Source organism: Neptuniibacter marinus, assembly GCF_965223595.1.
Classification (GTDB): domain Bacteria; phylum Pseudomonadota; class Gammaproteobacteria; order Pseudomonadales; family Balneatricaceae; genus Neptuniibacter; species Neptuniibacter marinus.
On record NZ_OZ245004.1, the window covers coordinates 719,288 to 740,984 of the forward strand.

20 protein-coding genes are annotated in these 21,697 nt (G+C 40.5%); 18 read left to right on the forward strand and 2 right to left on the reverse strand.

Features of this window, described 5'->3' with window-relative positions; genetic code table 11:
• The first annotated feature begins 52 nt into the window (after positions 1-52).
• From zipA to ACOQOE_RS03395, 5 genes are read left to right on the forward strand one after another with little or no spacing between them, the layout of a single operon-like run.
• Complete coding sequence (zipA, locus tag ACOQOE_RS03375; protein ID WP_420554881.1) at positions 53-2,044, forward strand: cell division protein ZipA; 1,992 nt, start codon at positions 53-55, stop codon at positions 2,042-2,044.
• A 35-nt stretch (positions 2,045-2,079) separates the two neighbouring features.
• The gene (ligA, locus tag ACOQOE_RS03380) at positions 2,080-4,119 is read left to right on the forward strand and encodes an NAD-dependent DNA ligase LigA (RefSeq protein WP_082792377.1); all 2,040 of its coding nucleotides are present in this window, start codon (positions 2,080-2,082) and stop codon (positions 4,117-4,119) included.
• A complete protein-coding gene (locus tag ACOQOE_RS03385; protein ID WP_067865053.1) occupies positions 4,116-4,679 on the forward strand; it encodes a hypothetical protein in 564 nt (187 codons plus the stop codon). The genes ligA and ACOQOE_RS03385 overlap by 4 nt, the downstream gene beginning before the upstream one ends.
• A gap of 17 nt (positions 4,680-4,696) precedes the next feature.
• The gene (locus tag ACOQOE_RS03390; protein WP_067865067.1) at positions 4,697-4,909 is read left to right on the forward strand and encodes a YheU family protein; all 213 of its coding nucleotides are present in this window, start codon (positions 4,697-4,699) and stop codon (positions 4,907-4,909) included.
• Positions 4,910-4,966: 57 nt separating this feature from the next.
• Positions 4,967-5,641, forward strand: a complete 675-nt coding sequence (locus ACOQOE_RS03395; RefSeq protein WP_067865069.1) for a DUF4126 domain-containing protein — start codon at positions 4,967-4,969, stop codon at positions 5,639-5,641.
• Here the strand turns inward: ACOQOE_RS03395 and ACOQOE_RS03400 are convergent.
• Positions 5,610-6,251, reverse strand: coding sequence for an HPP family protein (locus tag ACOQOE_RS03400; protein WP_067865071.1), 642 nt, complete (start codon positions 6,249-6,251; stop codon positions 5,610-5,612). The genes ACOQOE_RS03395 and ACOQOE_RS03400 overlap by 32 nt on opposite strands.
• Positions 6,252-6,324: 73 nt before the next feature.
• Positions 6,325-8,277: a bifunctional tRNA (5-methylaminomethyl-2-thiouridine)(34)-methyltransferase MnmD/FAD-dependent 5-carboxymethylaminomethyl-2-thiouridine(34) oxidoreductase MnmC gene (gene mnmC, locus ACOQOE_RS03405; RefSeq protein WP_420554882.1), complete on the reverse strand. Its 1,953-nt coding sequence runs from the start codon at positions 8,275-8,277 to the stop codon at positions 6,325-6,327.
• 258 nt (positions 8,278-8,535) lie between these two features.
• Between mnmC and tviB the strand changes: the two genes are divergently transcribed.
• From tviB to ACOQOE_RS03470, 13 genes are all read left to right on the forward strand, one after another.
• On the forward strand, positions 8,536-9,813 hold the full coding sequence (tviB, locus tag ACOQOE_RS03410) for a Vi polysaccharide biosynthesis UDP-N-acetylglucosamine C-6 dehydrogenase TviB (RefSeq protein ID WP_420554883.1): 1,278 nt from the start codon (positions 8,536-8,538) through the stop codon (positions 9,811-9,813).
• Positions 9,814-9,836: 23 nt separating this feature from the next.
• On the forward strand, positions 9,837-10,781 hold the full coding sequence (locus tag ACOQOE_RS03415; protein ID WP_420554884.1) for a Gfo/Idh/MocA family protein: 945 nt from the start codon (positions 9,837-9,839) through the stop codon (positions 10,779-10,781).
• Position 10,782: 1 nt separating this feature from the next.
• Complete coding sequence (locus tag ACOQOE_RS03420; RefSeq protein ID WP_420554885.1) at positions 10,783-11,364, forward strand: acyltransferase; 582 nt, start codon at positions 10,783-10,785, stop codon at positions 11,362-11,364.
• A complete protein-coding gene (locus ACOQOE_RS03425; RefSeq protein ID WP_420554886.1) occupies positions 11,364-12,470 on the forward strand; it encodes a DegT/DnrJ/EryC1/StrS family aminotransferase in 1,107 nt (368 codons plus the stop codon). Before ACOQOE_RS03420 ends, ACOQOE_RS03425 begins: the two co-directional genes overlap by 1 nt.
• Before the next feature lie 255 nt (positions 12,471-12,725).
• Entirely contained in the window at positions 12,726-13,244 is a 519-nt protein-coding gene (locus ACOQOE_RS03430) for a DapH/DapD/GlmU-related protein (RefSeq protein ID WP_420554887.1), read from the forward strand.
• Positions 13,231-14,214: a sulfotransferase family protein gene (locus tag ACOQOE_RS03435; protein ID WP_420554888.1), complete on the forward strand. Its 984-nt coding sequence runs from the start codon at positions 13,231-13,233 to the stop codon at positions 14,212-14,214. Before ACOQOE_RS03430 ends, ACOQOE_RS03435 begins: the two co-directional genes overlap by 14 nt.
• Complete coding sequence (locus tag ACOQOE_RS03440; protein WP_420554889.1) at positions 14,211-15,413, forward strand: glycosyltransferase; 1,203 nt, start codon at positions 14,211-14,213, stop codon at positions 15,411-15,413. The genes ACOQOE_RS03435 and ACOQOE_RS03440 overlap by 4 nt, the downstream gene beginning before the upstream one ends.
• 20 nt (positions 15,414-15,433) lie before the next feature.
• On the forward strand, positions 15,434-16,708 hold the full coding sequence (locus tag ACOQOE_RS03445) for a polysaccharide biosynthesis C-terminal domain-containing protein (RefSeq protein ID WP_420554890.1): 1,275 nt from the start codon (positions 15,434-15,436) through the stop codon (positions 16,706-16,708).
• A 150-nt stretch (positions 16,709-16,858) separates the two neighbouring features.
• Positions 16,859-17,047, forward strand: a complete 189-nt coding sequence (locus ACOQOE_RS03450) for a hypothetical protein (RefSeq protein WP_420554891.1) — start codon at positions 16,859-16,861, stop codon at positions 17,045-17,047.
• A 65-nt stretch (positions 17,048-17,112) separates the two neighbouring features.
• Positions 17,113-18,078 carry a hypothetical protein gene (locus ACOQOE_RS03455; protein WP_420554892.1) on the forward strand — a complete coding sequence of 322 codons (966 nt, stop codon included), beginning with the start codon at positions 17,113-17,115 and terminating at the stop codon, positions 18,076-18,078.
• Positions 18,075-19,151: a glycosyltransferase gene (locus ACOQOE_RS03460; RefSeq protein ID WP_420554893.1), complete on the forward strand. Its 1,077-nt coding sequence runs from the start codon at positions 18,075-18,077 to the stop codon at positions 19,149-19,151. The genes ACOQOE_RS03455 and ACOQOE_RS03460 overlap by 4 nt, the downstream gene beginning before the upstream one ends.
• A gap of 63 nt (positions 19,152-19,214) precedes the next feature.
• Positions 19,215-20,303, forward strand: a complete 1,089-nt coding sequence (wecB, locus tag ACOQOE_RS03465; RefSeq protein ID WP_420554894.1) for a non-hydrolyzing UDP-N-acetylglucosamine 2-epimerase — start codon at positions 19,215-19,217, stop codon at positions 20,301-20,303.
• The gene (locus ACOQOE_RS03470) at positions 20,296-21,534 is read left to right on the forward strand and encodes a glycosyltransferase family 4 protein (protein ID WP_067865124.1); all 1,239 of its coding nucleotides are present in this window, start codon (positions 20,296-20,298) and stop codon (positions 21,532-21,534) included. The genes wecB and ACOQOE_RS03470 overlap by 8 nt, the downstream gene beginning before the upstream one ends.
• The last annotated feature ends 163 nt before the right edge of the window (positions 21,535-21,697 follow it).

The following is a 21,697-nucleotide window of genomic DNA, read 5'->3' on the forward strand; positions in this document are numbered from 1 at the left end:
TATAGTTGTATGATTATCGATAATTACAAAAGAAAGGGGCGCGACTAGGCACATGGAAATCGGTCTGCGTGAATGGCTGATTGTTGGCGGAGTAATATTAATCCTGCTGATAATTATAGACGGATGGCGACGCATGCAAAGCGGGCGTAATCGTCTAAAAATGAACATCGATAAAAACTTTGTTGATGCTCCTCCTGTTGAACCGCAGTCGTTTAATCCGGAGTTGCCTGGTGGTGGGGCTCGTCGGGTTTCATTAGACAGCGATCCTCTTTTTTCTGATCACCGGCCTGAACTTGCACCTGATAAGGATGGTGCATTTTCTGCACATACCGAAAATAATTCACCGCTCGATAAAAATGATCCCTGGGATGATAGCTTATCTTTAGATGAAGGGATTGTTAGCCCTGCAAGAAAAGTAGAATCAGAGCCGGTTGATGATATCAGTCTTCCAAATGATTTTATGGAGGAGGGCGTCTCTACTGTTGAAAAGGAGTCGTCAGACTTTGGTGCTTCTGATGATGGAATTTTAGGCCCTGCACGAGTGGTACCTGCACCCTCTATTGAACCAGAACCAGAACCAGAACCAGAACCAGAACCAGAACCAGAACCAGAACCAGAACCAGAACCAGAACCAGAACCAGAACCAGAACCAGAACCAGAACCAGAACCAGAACCAGAACCAGAACCAGAACCAGAACCAGAACCACCGTTATTAGTGGTAGATAGAGAACCTTCTGATTATGCAGAGGTCGTATCTGAAGATGAATACACAGACGCAAATGCTGTCGAGGCTTTTGATGTTGAAAAATTAGAGCAAAAGCCTGAACTTTTTGATGTTATTGACCAATTGGTGGAAGGCATTAAAACTGTTAAGCCAGAGCCAGAGCCAGAGCCAGAGCCAGAGCCAGAGCCAGAGCCAGAGCCAGAGCCAGAGCCAGAGCCAGAGCCAGAGCCAGAGCCAGAGCCAGAGCCAGAGCCAGAGCCAGAGCCAGAGCCAGAGCCAGAGCCAGAGCCAGAGCCAGAGCCAGAGCCAGAGCCAGAACTGAAGAAAACCGAATGGCAACCTACGCTTATCCCTGAAGTAGCGGAAGAAGAGATTGATTTTGAAAAACCTATCACTGTCCTTATGACAGAGATAGGAGATGAAACTAATTTGGATCACAAAGATGAGCATCAGGAACCGGATGCTTTTCCAGAGCTCGATTTAGCCGGTGTTGAGGATACAACGCCAGTAGAGAGCGATGCTGGCGAACAAGCAACACTGACATTTGAATTTCCCGAAGAGGCACCTGAAGCGCGAACTGATCCGTTTGCGGGTTTAACCTTAGGTTCTGCTTTAGATGATGGTTTAACAGAGCCTTCAGTGACTGAGGATAAGGGTACTTCTGTTAAGAATGAGCCGTCTGTTACTGATGCGCCTCAAACGGAATCTCAACGCGAGAAAGCAGAGCCCATTGAAAAGAGCAGTGCTGAAGAATCCCAACTTGATAAGGATCTTGCGTCAGTAGATCTACCTGAAAAAGAAGGGCCTTGGGAGTCGACTCCTATAGTTGGTCAGCCAGTTAAAGAGGCGCCTTCTAGACGCAAAGTATTAGAAAAAGAGCCGGATCCCGAAAATGTATTAATCATATCGGTTATTGCTAAATCGATAGATCAGTTTGATGGTGTTGTATTACAAAAGATCATCGATGCTTGTGGAATGAGTTTCGGTGAGATGTCTATCTATCATCGTTTTGAAGATGAGGAAGGGCTAAGTGCGGTTCAGTTTAGTATGGCTAATGCTTTACCGCCAGGTACCTTTGATCCTGATGATGCGCAGAGTTTAAGTACTAAGGCCGTGATGTTCTTTATGTCTATGGAAGAACCCCGAGATGTCATGGATGCTTTTGAGTGCATGTTGGCAACAGCAGAGACAGTCGCTAAGCATTTAGGAGGGGAGATGCTCGATGAAAATCGATCGGTCTTGCGGACCCAAACTATGGAACATTATCGCCAGCGTGTACGTGATTTTGAAATGAAAAATCTTAAAAAACGCGGCCGATAAGCCGCGTTTCTTCTTTCTTGAGTCGAGTTTTCATCGTGTCTATTGAGCAGCAGATAAAGCAGTTGCGAGAGCAGCTAAATAATCATAACTATCGCTATTATGTGCTAGATGATCCAGAAGTTCCTGATGCGGAATATGATCGCTTGTTTCAACAGCTCAAATCATTAGAAGCTGAAAATCCTAATTTAATTACTCCTGAATCCCCTACTCAAAGAGTAGGGGGTGCGCCTTTGGCTGCATTTAATCAAGTTAAGCATGAGTTACCTATGCTGTCTTTAGATAATGCGTTTAATGCTGAAGATATGGAGGAATTTAACCGTCGAATTGTTGAGCGATTAAATTACCCCGCTGATACAGAGATTGGCTATGCCTGTGAGCCTAAGTTAGATGGAATCGCCATTAGTTTGCTCTATGAAAACGGTTTGCTTATTAGAGGTTTGACGCGTGGAGACGGCTCAACGGGAGAAGATATCACTCTCAATGTGCGGACTATACCTACAATTCCTCTTAAACTCTCAGGATCTGATTATCCTCAGCGACTAGAAGTACGTGGAGAAATCTACATGCCAAAGGCGGGTTTTAACGCTTTAAATACCCGTGCAGAGCAGCGAGGGGAGAAGCCTTTTGTTAACCCCCGTAATGCAGCCGCTGGCAGTTTACGTCAGTTAAATCCGAGAATAACCGCATCACGCCCTTTAGAGATGTGCAGTTATAGCGTAGGGGTTGTTGAAGGGGGTGAGCTTGCAGATGGCCATGCAGCTATCCTACGTCAGCTAAAAACTTGGGGGTTTAAGTTAAATCCGCTGCTTGAAGAAGTTAAAGGCGTTCAGGGATGTCTAGATTACTACACTCGAGTAGCGGCGTTGCGAGACTCGCTTCCTTATGAGATCGATGGCGTTGTTTTTAAAGTCAATGATTTGGCATTACAGAAAACCTTAGGTTTTGTTTCTCGCGCGCCTCGTTGGGCGATCGCGCATAAGTTTCCTGCCCAAGAAGAGTTGACGGTTGTTCGAGCAATTGAGTTTCAGGTCGGTCGTACAGGTGCTGTGACACCTGTTGCTCGCCTTCAGCCCGTTTTTGTGGGTGGTGTTACAGTTTCTAATGCTACCTTGCACAATATGGATGAAGTTGAGCGCTTAGATGTGCGTGTAGGCGATAGTGTTATTATTCGTCGTGCCGGTGATGTGATTCCTCAGGTGGTTCGTGTGATCGAGGAAAGACGGCCTGATGACACAGTGCCTGTTGCTGCTCCAGAGGCTTGCCCTGTTTGTGGCTCTGATGTTGAACGTCTCGAAGGTGAAGCAGTAGCACGCTGTACCGGTGGGCTGTATTGCGCTGCTCAGCGGAAGGAAGCGTTGAAGCATTTTGCCTCCCGTAAAGCGATGGATATAGATGGCTTAGGTGATAAATTGATTGAGATGTTAGTCGATTTAGATCTGCTCCATAATCCCGCAGGGCTATATCAACTGAAGGTGGAGCAGTTATCAACACTTGAGCGGATGGGACCAAAGTCAGCTGAGAATTTAGTAAAAGCCATAAGTGCGAGTAAAGATACAGAGTTTTCCCGTTTTCTTTATTCGCTAGGTATTCGTGAAGTTGGCGAGGCTACCGCTAGAGCATTAGCAATGCATTTTGGTGATTTAGATCCTTTGATGGCTGCAACTGAAGAGGCGCTATTGGAAGTGTCTGATGTAGGCCCTATTGTTGCGAAACATATTATCGGCTTTTTTGCTGAACCTCATAATCGAGAGGTGATCGCAGATCTACTGGATAAAGAAAAAGCGGGGGTTCATTGGGATCCTATTGAGCCGATGGAACTGGAAGCGCTACCTTTAGCGGGTAAAACATGGGTATTAACTGGTAAGCTTGAACAGATGGGACGCAGTGATGCTAAAAAATATCTACTGGCATTAGGCGCAAAAGTGGCGGGCAGTGTTTCTGCTAAAACGGATTGTGTTGTTGCGGGTCCTGGGGCTGGTTCTAAATTAAAGAAAGCATCTGAATTGGGTATTGAAACAATGGATGAAGAGCAGTTTGTCGCCTTTCTCAAGCAACATGGAGTGGTTGAAGTATGATGATCTCTAAGAAGGCATTATTGACTCTGCCTATTTTAGTGTTTCTATTGAGTGGTTGCTTTGGTGCTTCGACTCAACCTGTACTAATGATTTGTGATGAGCTGGATGATAATGATGAGTGGGTCGAGCCTGCTGTACTGGCTGAGCAGAAATATGGCACGCCTATTTCTCTCTCCTTGGCGCTGCTCGAATTGCCTTTGTCTGATCTGGATAAAAAACATGTAAGGCCACGCAGTGCTGATTGGGAAGAGTATCGTATACGGAGTGAGCACTGGGATGCTTCGCCACAGATCCCTGATGATGCAGTTGATTTTATCGGTTGGTTCACTCAGCAAAGTGTCAAACGAAACCATATTGGCTGGCAAGATGCTGGTGAGCATTATCTTGCATTAAGGTTAGGGCATGGTGGTTATCATCGTTTTGAAGCCGATAAATATCCAGAGCTCGCACAGCAAGCTATAGGTATTCAGCTAAGGGCGCAACGTTGGTCAAATGAGTTACAAGCATGTAAAGGGCAGTGGCAAGGTGAAAGCTGGTTTAACAAGTTAAAACTTTGGTAACTGTGGATAAGTCCTTAATGATCATTCCTTATGAGCAGCTTGAACCCGATACGCTCAATGCTTTAATTGAAGAGTTTGTTAGCCGTGATGGCACTGATTATGGTGATAATGAGATATCCCTGTCAGCTAAAGTGGAGCAAGTTAGAGGTAAGTTGCGTTCAGGTGATGCCGTGATTTTGTTCAGCGAGAGTAAAGGCCTTTGTAATATAGTTCATAAAGATATGTTATGAACTGGGCCGGCCTGTAATAGTTTTTTCTGCTGAGCCTAATCAAAAAGAGGTCGTCAAATGGATCAGCTTGAGCAAACTATTAGCCTTATTGCACTGACAATGGGGGTTGGCTGGGCAAGTGGTATTAATCTTTATGCAACCATATTTATGTTGGGCATGCTCAATAATATGGGGCATATCGCATTGCCTGAAGAGCTACAAGTTGTTTCTGATCCGTTAGTTTTAATGGCTGCGGGTTTTATGTATTTTGTCGAGTTTTTTGCCGATAAGATTCCTGGCGTTGATACGGGTTGGGATGGGCTACATACCTTTATCCGAATACCTGCGGGGGCTGTACTAGCAGCGGGTGCTGTAGGTGATATGTCTGTACCTGTCGAATTAGCAGCAGCCCTTGTCGGTGGGACGTTAGCGGCGGGAAGCCATGCCGCTAAGGCGGGAAGTCGTGTTTTGATAAATACCTCTCCCGAACCTGTAACTAATTGGACTGCGTCTATAAGTGAAGATTTATTAGTGCTGGGTGGTTTATGGGCAGCACTTAATCATCCTATTTTGTTCTTGTTAGGGTTGGTCGTATTTGTCATCTTATTGATTTGGTTGTTGCCAAAACTTTGGCGAGGTATCAAAAAAGTATTCCGCTTTATAGCAGGGTTGTTTGGCGGTGGTAAAGATAAGGAGCAACCGCCTTTAACGTCCTTTCCGACTAAACCCAGCGCTCCAAATGAGCTCCGCTGACCAGGAGCCTTAATAAATCTGTGCGGCAAACAATGCCCACTATCTCATCGTTATTATTTACAACAGGAATAGAGTTTATTTCGTTGTCGATAAAGTTAATGGCAACACTTTGAACTAAGGTTTCAGGTGTTGCAGCGATCAGTTGTTTAGAATAAATGTCACTAATAAGAGTGAGCGAATCGGTTCCCGCCTCGATTAAATCTGTCTTCGATATTAAGCCTAATGGCCGTTTATCCTCTTCGGCAACGACTAAGTGGCTAATCTCTAAGCTGATCATCCTTTTCCATGCGGTACTGACGGTTACATTGGGAGATATTGTATGTACTGGGGATACCATAATTGTTGATACGGTAAGCTGAGCACTTTCGTTCTGGGGTTCAGCTTCTTCAGCATTAGCTGTATATGCAAGGGTGGCTGGATCTTTGTTTTGATTGGGTTTTCCGGGGCCGGGGATAATAAACTTTTCACCATCGGAGTGTAGCCGATCTTCCTTGTCTGCAGTTCGATGTATATGGCGGCTTTTCGATAGAGAGTCGACACCTTGTTTAGGAAAGAGGGCTTCCTTTGGTGTTTGTATGCGATAGCCGTGGTCGTATACATAAAGTGTCATAACCGCTCCACATCTGTGTTTGTTCAAATACTAACCGATCTGTGCTTTTTAGCTTAACATACATGCTCTTTACTTATATCGCCCGTCTTATCAAGTTCTTGATAATAAACCGCGCTGGGTTCACTGCATCTATTAGAGTCTTGGGGAGAGGTAAAGGTTCATTACAGATCATAGACGCTAATAGTTCAGCTGAGATCGGACAAGTAATTAGCCCTTTTGAGCCATGGCCGGTATTTAAGTATAGATTAGGGTGATGGTTAGCAGTGCAGCCGTCAAAACGCCAATTTTTATCTTTTCTCAGACGACCGAAGGTTTCAACAAAATCGCTATAGATTGGCGCTGGACCAACAACGGGCATGTAGTCTGGTGTGCTACAGCGAAAGGCTGTTCTTCCTGTGAGCAGCTCATTTTTACCGATAAGCGCGTTATGAAATTCTGGTAGAGCATCCTTCAGTTTTTCTAGATTCCTATTATGGTCGTATTGAGTAACGTCACGTTGTTTGCCCTTCAGATCGAATGTAGCGCCAAAGCAATATTTTCCTCCCTGTGCTGGAGAGATATAGCCTTCGCCACAAACAACCGTCCTTAGTTGCGGTAAATCTGCACTATCTTCAGTAATTGATACTTGTCCGCGAATAGCTTTTAACGGCAGATGTTCAGTTTGTTTAAATTGATTAGCTAATTCCGCATTGCAGATAATTAAGTGAGAGCAATGTAAGTGCTTACTATTGTTGGTGGTTAGATTCCATAAGTGATCGACCTGTTCGATATTTGTTATATCGTGTTGCTCAATAGAGATATTAGGGTGGGCGGCTAATAGATGACAGAAGTCTACAGGTGACACCCAGCCTGCTGTAGGAAAAAATAAACCGCTACTGGATACAACAGAACCACTAATCTCCGATAATTCGATGTCTGATTTATGTTGTACTAGGGAATCAGGATAATGGCCGTTATCAATTAATTCCTGTTGTCGTTTATTTTCGTTTTCTTTAGTCGCTAGTTGCGCTACGCCACACTGAGACCAAAAGGATTGCTCGGGGTCTTTCCGTTTAAGTAGATTAACCGTATGTAAAAAACCGGTTAGATGCAGTTCGCCTTGTTTCGTAGGGCTGACAGGTAGCTTGGCATAAAGCGCCCCTTGCCGATTACCCGATCCTGCTGTTGCTAAATGCTGCTCTTTCTCAATGAGTCTTACCTTAATCCCTCTCTGTGCAAGAGAGTAGGCCGTGGAGCAGCCAGAAAGCCCCCCGCCAATAATAGTAACTTCAGTAGGCTGTTCCGATTTTGGGATTGAAAACCAAGGTTTTGTATCGACTTGAGGAACGTTATTTTTGATAAAAGTGCCTAAACACATCTCACGCTTTTTACCAAACCCTGGCTGCTTTCTAACCTCAAAACCTACCGCTTTTAATCCTCTTCTGACAATGCCGGCGGAGGTGAAGGTTGAGAAGGTTGTGCCGGGTTTGCTTAAACGTGCAATTTCTCGAAAAAGTTCGGGGCTCCACATATCAGGGTTTTTTGATGGTGAAAACCCATCTAAATACCAGGCATCAATAGAGGCTTCGAGTTGTTTATAGCTATCTAAAGCATCTCCAAAAATCAGAGTTAATGTGATTCGTTCATCAGGAAAGGAAAGTCGATGGAAGCCTTGGCATGCTAAGGGGTATTGGTTTAATAGCTTTGATGATAAAGGTTCAAAGTCTTTCCATTGATGAAGGGCGCGTTTTAAATCCTTATGGCTTAGTGGTTGCTTTTCCACGGAGATAAAATGGAGTTGTTGTCTATTAGAGCTTCTATTCAACCATTGCTGCGCAGTAAGTAGAAAGTTTAACCCCGTTCCAAACCCTGTTTCAGCGATGGTCAATCGTTTTGGTACAGCGTTGAGTCGTGAAGGTAGGTTGTTAGCTTTTATATAAACATACAAGCTATCTTCAAAACTTTGTTCTGAATTGAAGTAGAAATCATCAAAACCTGTTGAATAAGGGGTGTCGTTTTTCCAAAAGATGTCAGCGCAAGTAATCACAATCGTAAGTTTAGGCTATAGGTAGTTATTAGGTTTGGGTGGCTGAATATGCCGTATTTATACTGTAAGTCTAGAGGTTAGTAGGGTTATAAGCTACAATTTGCTCCCGGATAGTTACAGTGTGTTTTATGGGATTGAGATAATTTATTTTATTGGTTAATTATCTCGTTACTTACCAAATAGACTGCGATTGAATTCTTTCCGTTTTAAGATCGAATTGCAAAATTCAAAAATAATTCTTCTTACTGTAGGTCGATAATGAAAGAGCTTAAAGATATCAAATTGGCGGTTATTGGGCTGGGCTATGTCGGATTGCCTTTAGCTGTAGAGTTCGGTAAATATCTAGATGTTGTTGGTTTTGATATTAATAAAGCAAGAGTTACAGAGTTAGAAAATGGACATGATTCTACATTAGAAGTAGAGGATGAAATGCTTAGGTTAGCAAGTCGTCTTTCTTATTCATCGGATGTGCCCGCGCTTAAAGAGTGTAATACCTATATAGTTACTGTTCCAACGCCAATCGATGATGCTAACGCACCTGATTTGTCTCCTCTAGAAAAAGCCTCAGAAATGTTAGGCGCTGTGATCAAGCAAGGTGATCTCGTGATCTTTGAATCTACGGTTTACCCCGGTGCAACAGAGGAAATTTGCGTCCCTATTATTGAGAGAAGCTCAGGATTAGTTTTTAACCACGGTTTTTTTGTTGGTTATAGCCCAGAGCGTATAAATCCTGGTGATAAAGTTAATACGCTGACTAAAATTTTAAAAATCACCTCCGGTTCTACACCGGAAATTGCTGAAGTGGTTGATGAGCTCTATGCCAGTATCATTACCGCGGGTACACATAAAGCGAGCTCTATTAAAGTGGCTGAAGCGGCTAAAGTCATCGAAAATACTCAGCGTGATCTAAATATAGCGATTATTAACGAGTTTGCGAAAATATTTAATCGCTTGGATATTGATACTCAAGAGGTGCTAAACGCTGCTGGCACTAAATGGAACTTTTTACCTTTCAAGCCAGGATTGGTGGGAGGCCACTGTATAAGTGTTGATCCTTATTATTTAACCTATAAAGCGAAAGAAGTGGGTTATCAACCTGAAGTGATTCTAGCTGGACGTAGAATTAATGACGGTATGGGGGCTTATGTTGCTACTGAATTGGTTAAAGCTGTAAGTAAAAAAAGAATCCATATTAATGAAGCAAGAGTACTTGTACTTGGCTTTACATTTAAAGGCGATTGCCCTGATGTGCGCAACACAAAAATTATCGACATGATCAAAGAGCTACAAAGTTTTAATATGCAAGTTGATGTATATGATAATTGGGCCGATGCAGAAGAAGTAAAGCATGAATACGGTGTAGAGCTAACTGAAACGTTAGAGCAGGGTGCTTATGATGCCATAGTACTTGCCGTTGATCATCGAGAGTTTAAACGTTGGGGTGAAGATAGAATTCGTGCACTGGGTAAGAAAAATCATCTACTGTACGATGTGAAATACGTATTACCAATGGGCTGTTCAGATTTACGTCTGTAATTGTTATCTATTGAGAGGTAAAGATGAAAAGATTCGGATTAATTGGTGCGGCAGGTTACATCGCCCCCCGCCACCTTAAGGCGATTAAAGAAACTGGTCACAACCTTGTTGTTGCAATGGATGTGAACGATTCAGTTGGCATAATGGATAGCCATTTTCCAAATGCCGAGTTTTTTACTGAGTTTGAACAGTTTTCTGGTTTTGTTGAAGATTTAAAACTACAAGGAGAGGGTTTAGATTACATCGCGGTTTGTTCTCCTAACTACCTGCATCTACCCCATATGAAGTTTGCATTACAAAATGGTATAGATGTGATTTGTGAAAAGCCATTAGTGCTCAATACTTCAGATTTACATGAACTTCATAAGTATGAAAAGGCATATGGAGCCAAAGTAAATTCCATACTTCAGCTTAGGTTACATCCCTCTATTATCGCGTTGAAGCATAAAGTGGAATCCGCGCCAGCAGACAAAGTATTTGACGTTGATTTAACCTACCTAACCTCGCGGGGAAAATGGTACCTTAAATCATGGAAAGGTTTTAATGAAAAATCAGGCGGTGTAGCAACCAATATAGGTGTGCATTTTTATGACATGCTGCACTTTATTTTTGGGGAGATTAAACATAATGAAGTGCATTACCGTGATGAAAAAACATCATCAGGTTTTTTGCAGTATGAACGTGCAAATGTGCGTTGGTTTTTATCAATAGATGCCAATCATCTACCGGAAAATGCTGTGCAGGGTGAAAAACTAACGTATCGCAGTATAGATATAGAAGGTGAAGAGCTAGAGTTTTCTGGAGGCTTTACCGATCTTCATACACAAAGCTATGAGCGGATTTTATCGGGCAAAGGTTATGGAGTTGAAGACAACCGCGCAGCTATTCAAACTGTCGATGTTATGCGTAAATCCCCAATAGTCGAAAACCCTACAACACCGCACCCTTTATTATCAAAGGTTAAGTGATATGAGCTTTTATCAGCATGACAGCGCTATTGTCGATGATGGTGCTCAAATAGGTGATGAATCTCGTATATGGCACTTTACACATGTTTGCGCCGGCGCAAAAATTGGCCAAGGCTGCTCGTTAGGACAAAATGTTTTTATTGGCAATAAAGTCAGCATTGGCAATGGCTGTAAAATCCAGAATAACGTATCGGTCTACGATAATGTACACCTTGAAGAAGGGGTGTTTTGTGGACCAAGCATGGTGTTTACTAATGTGTACAACCCACGTTCGTTGATTGATCGTAAAGATGAATATCGAAAGACTCTGGTTAAAAAAGGGGCAACCTTAGGTGCTAATTGCACCATTATTTGTGGAGTAACGATTGGTGAATTTGCGTTTATAGGTGCCGGTGCAGTAGTGAATAAAAGCGTACCTGCTTATGCGCTCATGGTTGGCGTACCAGCGAAGCAGGTTGGCTGGATGAGTGAATTTGGAGAGCAGCTTGAGTTGCCGGTGGTAGGGCAAGGAGAAGCAGTTTGTGCTCAAACGGGTGATAAATATCGTTTACAAGGCTCCGTCCTTCAGAGAGATGTTAACTAATGCAATTTATTGATCTTGCGACTCAGTATCAGCATTTAAAAACACGTATTGATAAGCGTATTCAAACTGTTTTAGACCATGGCCAATATATTATGGGGCCGGAAGTGCAAGAGCTAGAAGAGAAGTTGGCAGAATACGTGGGCGTTAAGCATGCAATTACTTGTGCAAATGGCACAGATGCATTGACTCTCGCGATGATGGTTTTAGACATTAAAGAAGGCGACGCTGTTTTTTGTCCAACCTTCACCTTTTTTGCGACAGCAGAAACCATAGCCTTTCAAAAAGCAACGCCAGTATTTGTAGATTCAGACGAAGCGACATTTAATATCTGTTCTATTGACCTAGAAAAACGCATAAGGCAAACGATTGCAGAGGGGAAGCTGAATCCAAAAGCGATTGTTGCCGTAGATCTATTTGGCTTGCCAGCTAACTACCCGGAATTAGAGCGGATAGCGGAAAAATATAACCTAAAGCTGATTGAAGATGCAGCCCAAGGCTTTGGTGGTTCAATTACCAACCAGCAAGGTACTAAAAGGTTTGCTGGTAGCTTTGGTGATATCGCCACAACCAGTTTCTTTCCTGCTAAGCCATTAGGTTGCTATGGCGACGGTGGTGCTGTTTTTACTAACAATGACGAATACGCAGAGTTATTAAAATCATTAAGGGTGCATGGTAAAGGCAGTGACAAATATGACAATGTTCGTATTGGGATGAATAGTCGCCTAGACACGATCCAGGCTGCGATTTTATTAGAAAAACTAGCAGAATTTCCACAAGAGTTAATAAATCGTAATAAAGTAGCAGCAAACTACGAAAAAACTCTGTCAAGTCAGTATAAAACACCTCAAGTACCGGAAGGTTATATTAGCTCTTGGGCACAATATACATTGGTTTCAGATAGTCGTGATGCTGAAATGAAAAAGTATAAAGAGCAAGGTGTCCCAACCATGATTTATTATGCGACTTGTATGCATCAGCAAACGGTTTTTAAAGGCTTGAACTATAAAACAGGTGATTTTTCTATAGCGGAGAAATTAGCAAAGAGTGTGTTTAGTTTACCTATGTATCCTTACCTAAGGCATGAAAAATCAGAGATGCGTGCATAGTGTAATTACCATGTAGTCGCAATACCTTTTAAACAATGTTGACAAATGATATTTAGTTTAAATATTAAGATATTCATAAAATAATAATATCCTGTGGGAATTAAATAATTTTAATCTAGATAATAACGTTAATGCATAATTAGATAGTTTATCGATCAAAATTTTTACAGTAGTAAATCTGAGTGATAGGACGTTATATTTAACGCCTGTAGTGGCATTAAAAATTGTACAAATTGTGTAAAAGGAGCTGTTGTTTTGATTAAGCAGATACAAAATGCGATAGCACTATGTTTAAGTAATTATTTTCCACGAATTGGATTTTTTAATCGTATTCGTTGGAAAATATTGAAAGCAGGAGGAGCAGGGATAGAAAATTCTCATATTTGGGCTCCTATTGATATTAGACCTTTTGGTTGTCTTAAAAACATTAAAATTGGTAGAGGAACATTTGTTAATACGGGTTTTAGGTGTGGTGTTCCTAATGGGGTAATAGTCGAAATTGGTGAAAATTGCGCTATTGGTCCCAGAGTCTCAATTGAGACAGTAAATCATAACTTGAGCTGGTCAGAAAAAGAAAAATGGGGCGTTAAAAAGAAATCGGTTAAAGTGGGTGATCGCGTTTGGATAGGCAGTGGCGTAATTGTTCTTCCTGGTGTCAATATTGGAAGTGATAGCGTGATAGCGGCAGGTGCGGTCGTGACAAAAAGTTTCCCTGAACGGTCAATTATTGCAGGAGTACCTGCACGGTTAATTAGAAGAAATGAAGTTGATTAATAAAGGAATTTTTAAACAATTTAAATTGTGGTTGTTGTTAAACCCCAGGCTGCAGCCTTTACTGTATAAAACTCGTTACCTTATTCAGGTTGCTTTTAGTGAAGATTGTTTTTGTGAAAATACCGAGCAATCAAAAAGGTTCCTTTTTATTGTAGGATGCGGAAGGTCAGGTAATACATTACTTAGACGTTTATTAATGGAAAGGTTTGATATTTACATACCGCCAGAAAGTTACGTTCTTCCTCGGCAGATTAACCAGTATTTAGTGAGTGGTCACCTTAAATGGGTAGAGAAAGTTGATGTTATTTTGAGTTTTATTGAAAACCATCCTGAATTTAATACGTTTGGTGTTAAGTCATTACGCGGTTTTAAAAAAGAAGCTAAAGAATGGAAGAGTAGCGAACAAACCTATTTAAATCTTATTGTAGGTTTATATCAGTGGTTAGCTATCAATAATAACTGTGATTCTTTGTGGGTTGGGGATAAAACCCCCTTAAATACGTTAAATTTAGGACTATTGAATAAGGCTTTCCCCAATGCAAAATTTATTTTTCTTGAGCGAGATCCTGTAGATGTAATTCAGTCTTATCTTGCATCTGGTATTTATGATAATGCAATAGATGCATCGTTGAGGTGGCAGAGGTCTTTAACGGCTTGGTTGAGATTTAAAAAAATAAAACATAAAAGTGATTTAATTGAGCTGCAGTATGAACGGCTTGTCACTAATCATGATTCCGTTTTAGAGGAAATAGGGAAGCAGTTCTTGTTACCTGAGCGGGATAGAGGGAAAGGTTTTGAGCTATCTAGTCTTGGTGATGTGTTATCCCGTTCTCATCATAGTAATGTCAAAAATGCACCGTCGACTGGTTCCATAGGCAAAGGTAGAGTAACTATTAAAGAGGGTGATTTAAAGAGTGCCCGCAAGGTATTAGGGAAGCTTCCTCAAAAAAGAGGGTACTCTTCATTATGAATCGCAGGCTAGATAGCAATAAGGTACATGTTCTCATTTTACCATCTTGGTACCCCCAAAATTCTAGGGATGTATCGGGGGTTTTCTTTAGGGATCAGGCTTTAGCCCTTTCTAATTATGGTCATAAAGTGGGTGTGGTTGCACCAGAGTTGAAATCATTTCGAACATTAGCCGGTAAGTTAAAAAGTAACGCTTCACCAATATTTGAACTAGATGAAAACGTCCCAACATATCGCAAGTCGAGCTATGCCTATTTTCCAAAGCTGCCTTATGGAAACTATTGGTTATTTAAACGGTTGGCGAAAAAACTGATTAACAAATATATCGTTGAGCAAGGGTGTCCGGAGATTATTCACGCCCATTCAGCTATTTTTGCCGGTGCTGTTGCTGCTGAATTATCAGACGAGTTACAAATTCCTTTTGTCATTACAGAGCATAGCACAGGTTTTGCACGAAAATTGTACGCACCTTGGCAAATGAAATTAGCTAAAAGAGCTTTTACTCAAGCAAGTACGTGTATTGCTGTTAGTCCGGAGCTGGGTAAATTACTGGATAATCAGATAGCGAGCGTTGGTGTTCAATGGACATGGGTACCAAATGTGGTTGCGGAGCGATTTCAAACTACTGTTGTCCACAATAAAAAAAATAAACCTGTTCGTTTTTTAAATCTTGCGCTAATGACAGAAAAAAAAGGCCAGCTAGACTTGTTGCGAGCATTTAAACTAGGAGTTGAGCAAGGGCTTCAAGCCGAACTTTGGTTTGGAGGTGATGGGGTGATGCGTTCAACACTTGAGCAGAGTGTATTGGATTTAGGGGTTTCAAAACACGTTCGTTTTCTTGGTATGGTTGAGCCGGATAATGTTCCTAAATTGTTAGAAGAGGTTGATGTATTGGTTGTGCCTAGCCATTATGAAACCTTTGGCGTTGTTGCGGCCGAAGCGTTAATGGTTGGAGTGCCGGTTATTGCAACGCGGTGTGGTGGTCCTGAATGTATAGTGACTGAAAAGGATGGGATATTAGTTGCTGTAAAAAAACCTCAAGAGCTTAGTCTTGCTATGATTCGACTTAGTCAAAATATTAATGCTTATAATTCTGCTAGAATCTCAAAATTTGCTAAAGAGAGGTTTTCTGGGAAGGCCGTTGCTGAGCAGTTAACTAAGGTATATCAGGAGGTGTTAAGCGATCATATTAATAATTAGATTCAACCAGAGTACAGTAAATGCTTAAAAAATTGGAGCGTTTTTCAGCTGGCTCACGTTTAAGGCGTAATATCAGCACGACTTTTGGTCGTCAAATGCTAGGGGCACTGGTTCAGTTTTTGATAATAATAATAATAGCAAGAGAGCTGGGGCCGGTAGGCAACGGTATTTATGCTTTAGTAATTTTATTACCTTCAATGCTGGTGTCTTTACTTAATTTAGGTGTTGCGCCAGCAACAGTTTTTTATGTAAGTCGTAAGGATTTTGATTCGGCTTATGTAGTGGTTGGTAATTTACGGATCGCGCTGGTTATTTCGCTTTTAGGTATTATTGTCATGTTACCTATTTTATGGTTTTGGGGGGGGCGTGTTTTTCCTAGTGTCCCAATAACTTTACTCTATATAGGTTTGTTTAGCTTTCCTCTTACTTTATTGCTGTCTTATTTAAATGCTGTTTTTCAAGGTCAGGAAAATTTTAAGGTTTTTAATTGTGTTGTTTTAATTCCTCCTTGTTTAAATTTGTTCTTTATTTCTTTTGCAATATATGTATTTGATTTTAGTCTTTCTGGTGCAATTTTATCCTACTTTTTATCCCAGTTGGCAGGCTTGGTTATAGTATTTGTTTTTTTGTGTCGTGATGGGTCTTTAATTAAAATAATAAAAAACAAATTACTTTTATCTCTTTATATTAGGGGGTCATTAAGTTATGGGTGTAAAATGCACCTTTCCAATGTTTTGGCATTTATTAATTATCGCGCTGATATTTTTTTTGTTAATATTTTTTTGAATCCGGCTGCAACAGGGGTATATGTAATTGCTGTCCAAATAGCTGAACGAATTTGGATGGTTTCTCAAGCGGCTAGTACGGTTTTGTTACCCAGGTTATCCGCCATGCAGGCTACCCCGAAAGCGCGCATGGCCTTAACTAATAAGGCATTTATTGTTGTTTCTTTGATGACAGCAGGCTTGAGTGGGTTGGTAACTATTGGATTATATTGGTTACTTGAACCTATTTTCGGTGATGCTTATGTAAATTCTTGGTTAGTATATATTTGGCTTTTGCCTGGTGTTATTGCTGGTGCGGGTGCTCGGATTTATTCAAATTGTATTGCTGCAGCTGGAAAACCCGAATGGAATATGTATGTTGCGTGTGTAGTGGTTTCTATTAATATAATAGGTAATATTTTGTTAATACCCGAGCATGGTATTATTGGTGCTGCGTGGGCTACAAGTATTGCCTATTGTTGTAATGCGATATTTAAAGTTTGGTTGGTTAAAAAAACACTATATGTTTGATTTTGTTTTTTAATAAATAAATGGTTTTATAATAATATATTTAATTATAACTTTTTTATTATTTTAGATTGTGCAGGATTTTAAATAGTGATTTTTAATGCAAAAAAATGCTGCTGATAGAAAAGGAAAAATTTATTAAAGAGGTTTGCAATGCCATTTAAATATAAAGTGGCCCATCTTACTTCTGCGCATCCTCGCTATGATACTCGTATTTTTTTGAAAGAATGCGTTTCGCTTGTAAGACATGGTTTGTTTGTTTCGTTGATTGTTGATGATACTGAGAAATATGGTGTTTATGTAGGCAAGAATAAAGCCGAAACCATCAAGATGAGAAATTAGTATTTTTGGCTTTATTTGCCTATGTTAGATTGTTATATGTTTTATTAATATGCCTAGGATTTTATATGAAGTTTATTGTTTTTGTGAATTCTAATCTTGAAAAGGGTCAACCTATTTATTCAAGAATTAAATCTTTTAGTGACTATTTTTTATCTAAAGGGTTCGGAATTGATTTTTCATTCAAAACTATTTTACTAGATAATACTAATTACCTTTTGATATCTATGCCTCCCTTTCGAAAGTTTTGGTTATTTTTTATACCTGGCTTGAATATTGTTCTAGATATTCGTGATGGATGGTCTATTGCACAGGAAACGGGTTATGGGGATATCAAAAGAAAAAAGACCTTCAAAGCAAAAATATCACGTTTAATTGAGAAGTTCGCTATTCGGCGCTCTTTTCTTGCTATTACTTGTACGCCTGGATTACAGCAATACCTATCTCGAGTTTCAGGTAGTGAGTTGATTTTAATTCCTAATGGTATTAATGATGATGACTTGGATTTAATTAACCAAGTAAAAAGTCATAAAAAAAAATATAAAGATAGTGATCAAGTTGTTTTCTGTTGCGCAGGTCAGTTTTCTGAGTATGGGCAAGATAAAGTTAAAAAATTGCTTCGAATTATTGCTTCTAGATACCAATATAAAAAACTAGTTATTTTGCTGATTGGAAGTAATGAAGATTCTAATAGTTGGGTAGAAGAGTTTTTTAGTCAGTTGACCTCAGGTAATGGAGAAGTGAAAATTATTCCACGGATGCATAAGAAAGAACTTTATATTACTATGTTTAATGCTGATTATGGGTTATCTATTATACGTGATCCAGACTATGAATTAGGTACAAAAGTGTATGACTATATTGCTTTAGGTTTACCTATTGTTAATTACTTCGATGAGCCTAATAATTTTACAAACTATTTTGATGCTTGCTTAGATGTTTCTTTTAATAAATGTGCAAAAATTCCAGAAATTCGTAGAAGCATCTTGATTAAGTCAGTTTTAGATGGCTTTTTTGATAAGGATTATCAGTGAAAGTTGTTCTTTTATCCGCTGCATTTTCGATTCATACAGCACGTTGGGCTAATGGTCTTGTGTCGCGTGGTGTTGAGGTGCATCTTATTTCGCTGCATGAGAATGCCCATGTGCTTGATTCTAAGGTATATCTGTACAAGCTTAAAAATAAAGCGCCGCTTGGTTATTTTTCGGCGGTGTTTGAAGTACGGAAATTATTAAAAGAAATTCAGCCTGATTTAGTGAACGCACATTATGCGACGGGTTATGGCTTGTTAGCGCGTTTAGTCGCGTTTAAACCCGTTTTACTTTCGGTGTGGGGAAGTGATGTTTACGACTTTCCTGAAAAGTCTGTTGTACATCGCTTGTTGTTAAAAGGCAATTTAAAATCGGCCACCTCTATTGCGTCGACTAGCCATTGTATGTCCAGCAAGACTAGAGAAACGTTTAAGCATAGTAAAGTATTTATCACGCCTTTTGGAATCGAAGAGTCGTTGTTTAAACCTTTACCTGCACTAGAGGGTAGAGGCTCTAATAAAATTGTTCTTGGTACTGTGAAGACTCTTAAAACAAAGTACGGGATTGATATTTTAATTAAAGCGTTTGCAAAAACCTGGTATGAGCTTGATAAAAATAGGGATCTATTTTTAGAAATTTCAGGAGGTGGGCCAGATTTGAATGTTTTACAACAGCTAGCCAAATCTTTAGGTGTTGATAAGCAAGTTGTTTTTCATGGACAGGTTGATCATGCTGATGTTCCTAATATATTAAATCGGTTAGATATATACTGTGCTTTTAGCCGAATTGAAAGCTTTGGTGTGGCTATATTGGAGGCGAGTGCTTGTGGAAAACCGGTCATAGTGTCAGATGCTGATGGCCCAGCTGAAGTGACTTTGGATGGGAAAACAGGTTTAGTTGTGCCTAAAGAGGATGTGGTTGCTTCTGCTGAGGCAATGATTCAATTGATTGAAAACGAGCAGCTTAGAAAAAAAATGGGCGACGCCGGTCGTCAACATGTTTTAGAGCATTATACTTGGGAAAAGTCTTTAGACTTGATGGTTGAGGCTTACCGGCAAACAATGTCCATGCGCTAGCATATATAGTGCAACTTGGTAGTGCTGGTTAGCGGAATCCTTGGATGATTATAAGAGTTTATCATGAAAATAATTACTATTTTAGGCGCCCGCCCGCAATTTATTAAAGCGGGTTCGGTCAGCCGTGAAATTATCCGTCAACGAGAAGCGGGTTGTGATATTCAAGAGGTAATTGTCCATACGGGTCAGCATTATGATGCGAATATGAGCGATGTGTTTTTTGAAGAAATGCAAATCCCTAAGCCTGATTACTTTCTTGGCATTGGTGGTAAAACGCACGGTGCTATGACGGGGCAAATGATTGAAAAGATCGAAAGTATTTTGGTGAAAGAAGAGCCGGATTGGGTGATGGTCTATGGTGATACCAATTCTACCTTGGCGGGGGCGATTGCAGCGTCTAAACTGCATATAAAAATAGCACATGTGGAAGCAGGTTTACGCTCGTTTAATATGCGTATGCCGGAAGAAGTGAATCGCATATTAACTGATCGCATTAGTTCGGTACTTTTTTGCCCCACTCAAGCTGCAGTGGACAACTTAACGAAGGAAGGAGTGGATAGTTGGCAAACGGATACCAGCGTGGTGTTATCGGGTGATGTAATGCAAGATGGTGCATTGTTTTATAAAGGCTTAGCACAAAAACCATCTAACCTGAATATTGCAGGTGATTGTGTGTTGTGCACTATTCATCGTGCTGAAAATACCGATGATCCGCAGCGTCTAAAACAAATTATTTCTGCATTGAATGAAATAGCGCAAACTCAGCAAGTGATTTTGCCGTTGCACCCACGGACGAAGAAGCTTCTGGAAATGGGCGAGTACGATACATCTAATCTCTCCATTATTGATCCAGTAGGTTATTTAAATATGGTCTGGTTGATTGATAATTGCAGTCTTGTAATGACTGATAGCGGGGGACTACAAAAAGAAGCCTATTTCTTTGGGGTACCCTGTATCACTATGCGAGATGAGACTGAGTGGGTGGAGCTGGTTGAGGCTGGCGCAAATGTGCTAGTAGGTGCAGATAAAAAGAGAATCCTAGACGCTTACCATAATACGAAAAGTTCTTCTGTGGTCGAAACACATAGTGAAGATTTGTACGGTGGTGGTAAAGCGAGTAAGCGAATTGTCAAGGTGTTGCTTAATGGCTGACGAAAACTCGAAAAAAACGTATTGGTTAATTAATCAATATGCGTCTACCCCGGAAAGTGGCATGGGGGGAAGGCATTACTATTTAGCTAAGGAGCTAGCAAAGCAAGGACATCGCGTTTATTTGATTGGTGCAGGCTTTACACATTTGTTACGTCAACCACCAAGGCTGGTAGAAGAGTTTACTGTGGAGCCTATTGCAGAAGGTTTTAATTTTGTTTGGATTAAAGTGCCTGAGTATTCAGGTGCCCATGATAAAAAACGGGTTTTAAATTGGATAAGGTTCGCGTGGAAGTTGCTTACACTTCCCAAAGTGATTGCCGATAAACCGGATGCTATTTTATATAGCTCTCCTGCTTTAATTCCCTTTCTTGGGGCTCAGCGTTTGGCTAAAAAGTTTAAAGCTAAACTGGCTTTTGAAGTGCGCGATATTTGGCCTTTATCTTTGGTTGAACTTGGCGGTTTTTCTAAGAAGCATCCTTTTATTCTATTGATGCAATGGATTGAATATTTTGCCTATGGCTCTGCTGATAAGGTTGTTTCAAACCTGAAGAATTCTGTAGAGCATATGGTTGAGCATGGAATGCGACGTCAGAAGTTTGTTTGGGTTCCAAATGGTTTTGCTATTTCTGAGGCTGAAAACAAAGAAGCATTGAATGCAGCTGTAAAAAGTAAACTACCTGACGGTAAATTTATAATTGGTTACACGGGGAGTATTGGTGTAGCAAATGCATTAAGTAATATTATTCAGGCAGCTGATATGCTTTCTGATCATGCTGATGTAGCTTTTGTTATTGTTGGCGGTGGGCAGGAGAGGGAGGCGTTAGAGAAATTGACAGCTGAGCTTCGATTGCAGAATGTTTTCTTTGTTAACCCAATACCTAAGAAGCAAATACAGTCGATGCTTGCTGTGTTTGATGTTTGTTTTATTGGTCTGACTAAAGATCCATTATTTCGATTTGGTGTGTCTCCTAATAAGTTATTTGATTATTTTTATTCAGGTAAGCCTTTATTATATGCAATTGAATCGGGTGAATATCATCCTGTTGATGATGCTGGTGCAGGAATTGAAGTGGCCGCTGAAGATCCGCAAGCTATTGCAGACGCAATTTTGAGTATTAAAAGCCTTACACCGGGTGAGCGCGAACAGATGGGCAAAAATGGTAGAGCTTATGCACTCGAACATCATGACTATGCAAAGCTCGCTAAAAAACTTGAACAGGCTTTGTCATAATATTTAAGTGATTTTCGCGTAATTTATGAGAAATATAATTGTTCCGGAGGCTGTTAATTACTCCCAACTAAATTAAGGTCAATGTTATCGGATGCAGGCAGCAGAACTTGAGCTGATCTTTTAGATAAAGTGGGAGTGCCATTGATTAGAAAAATACAAGGGT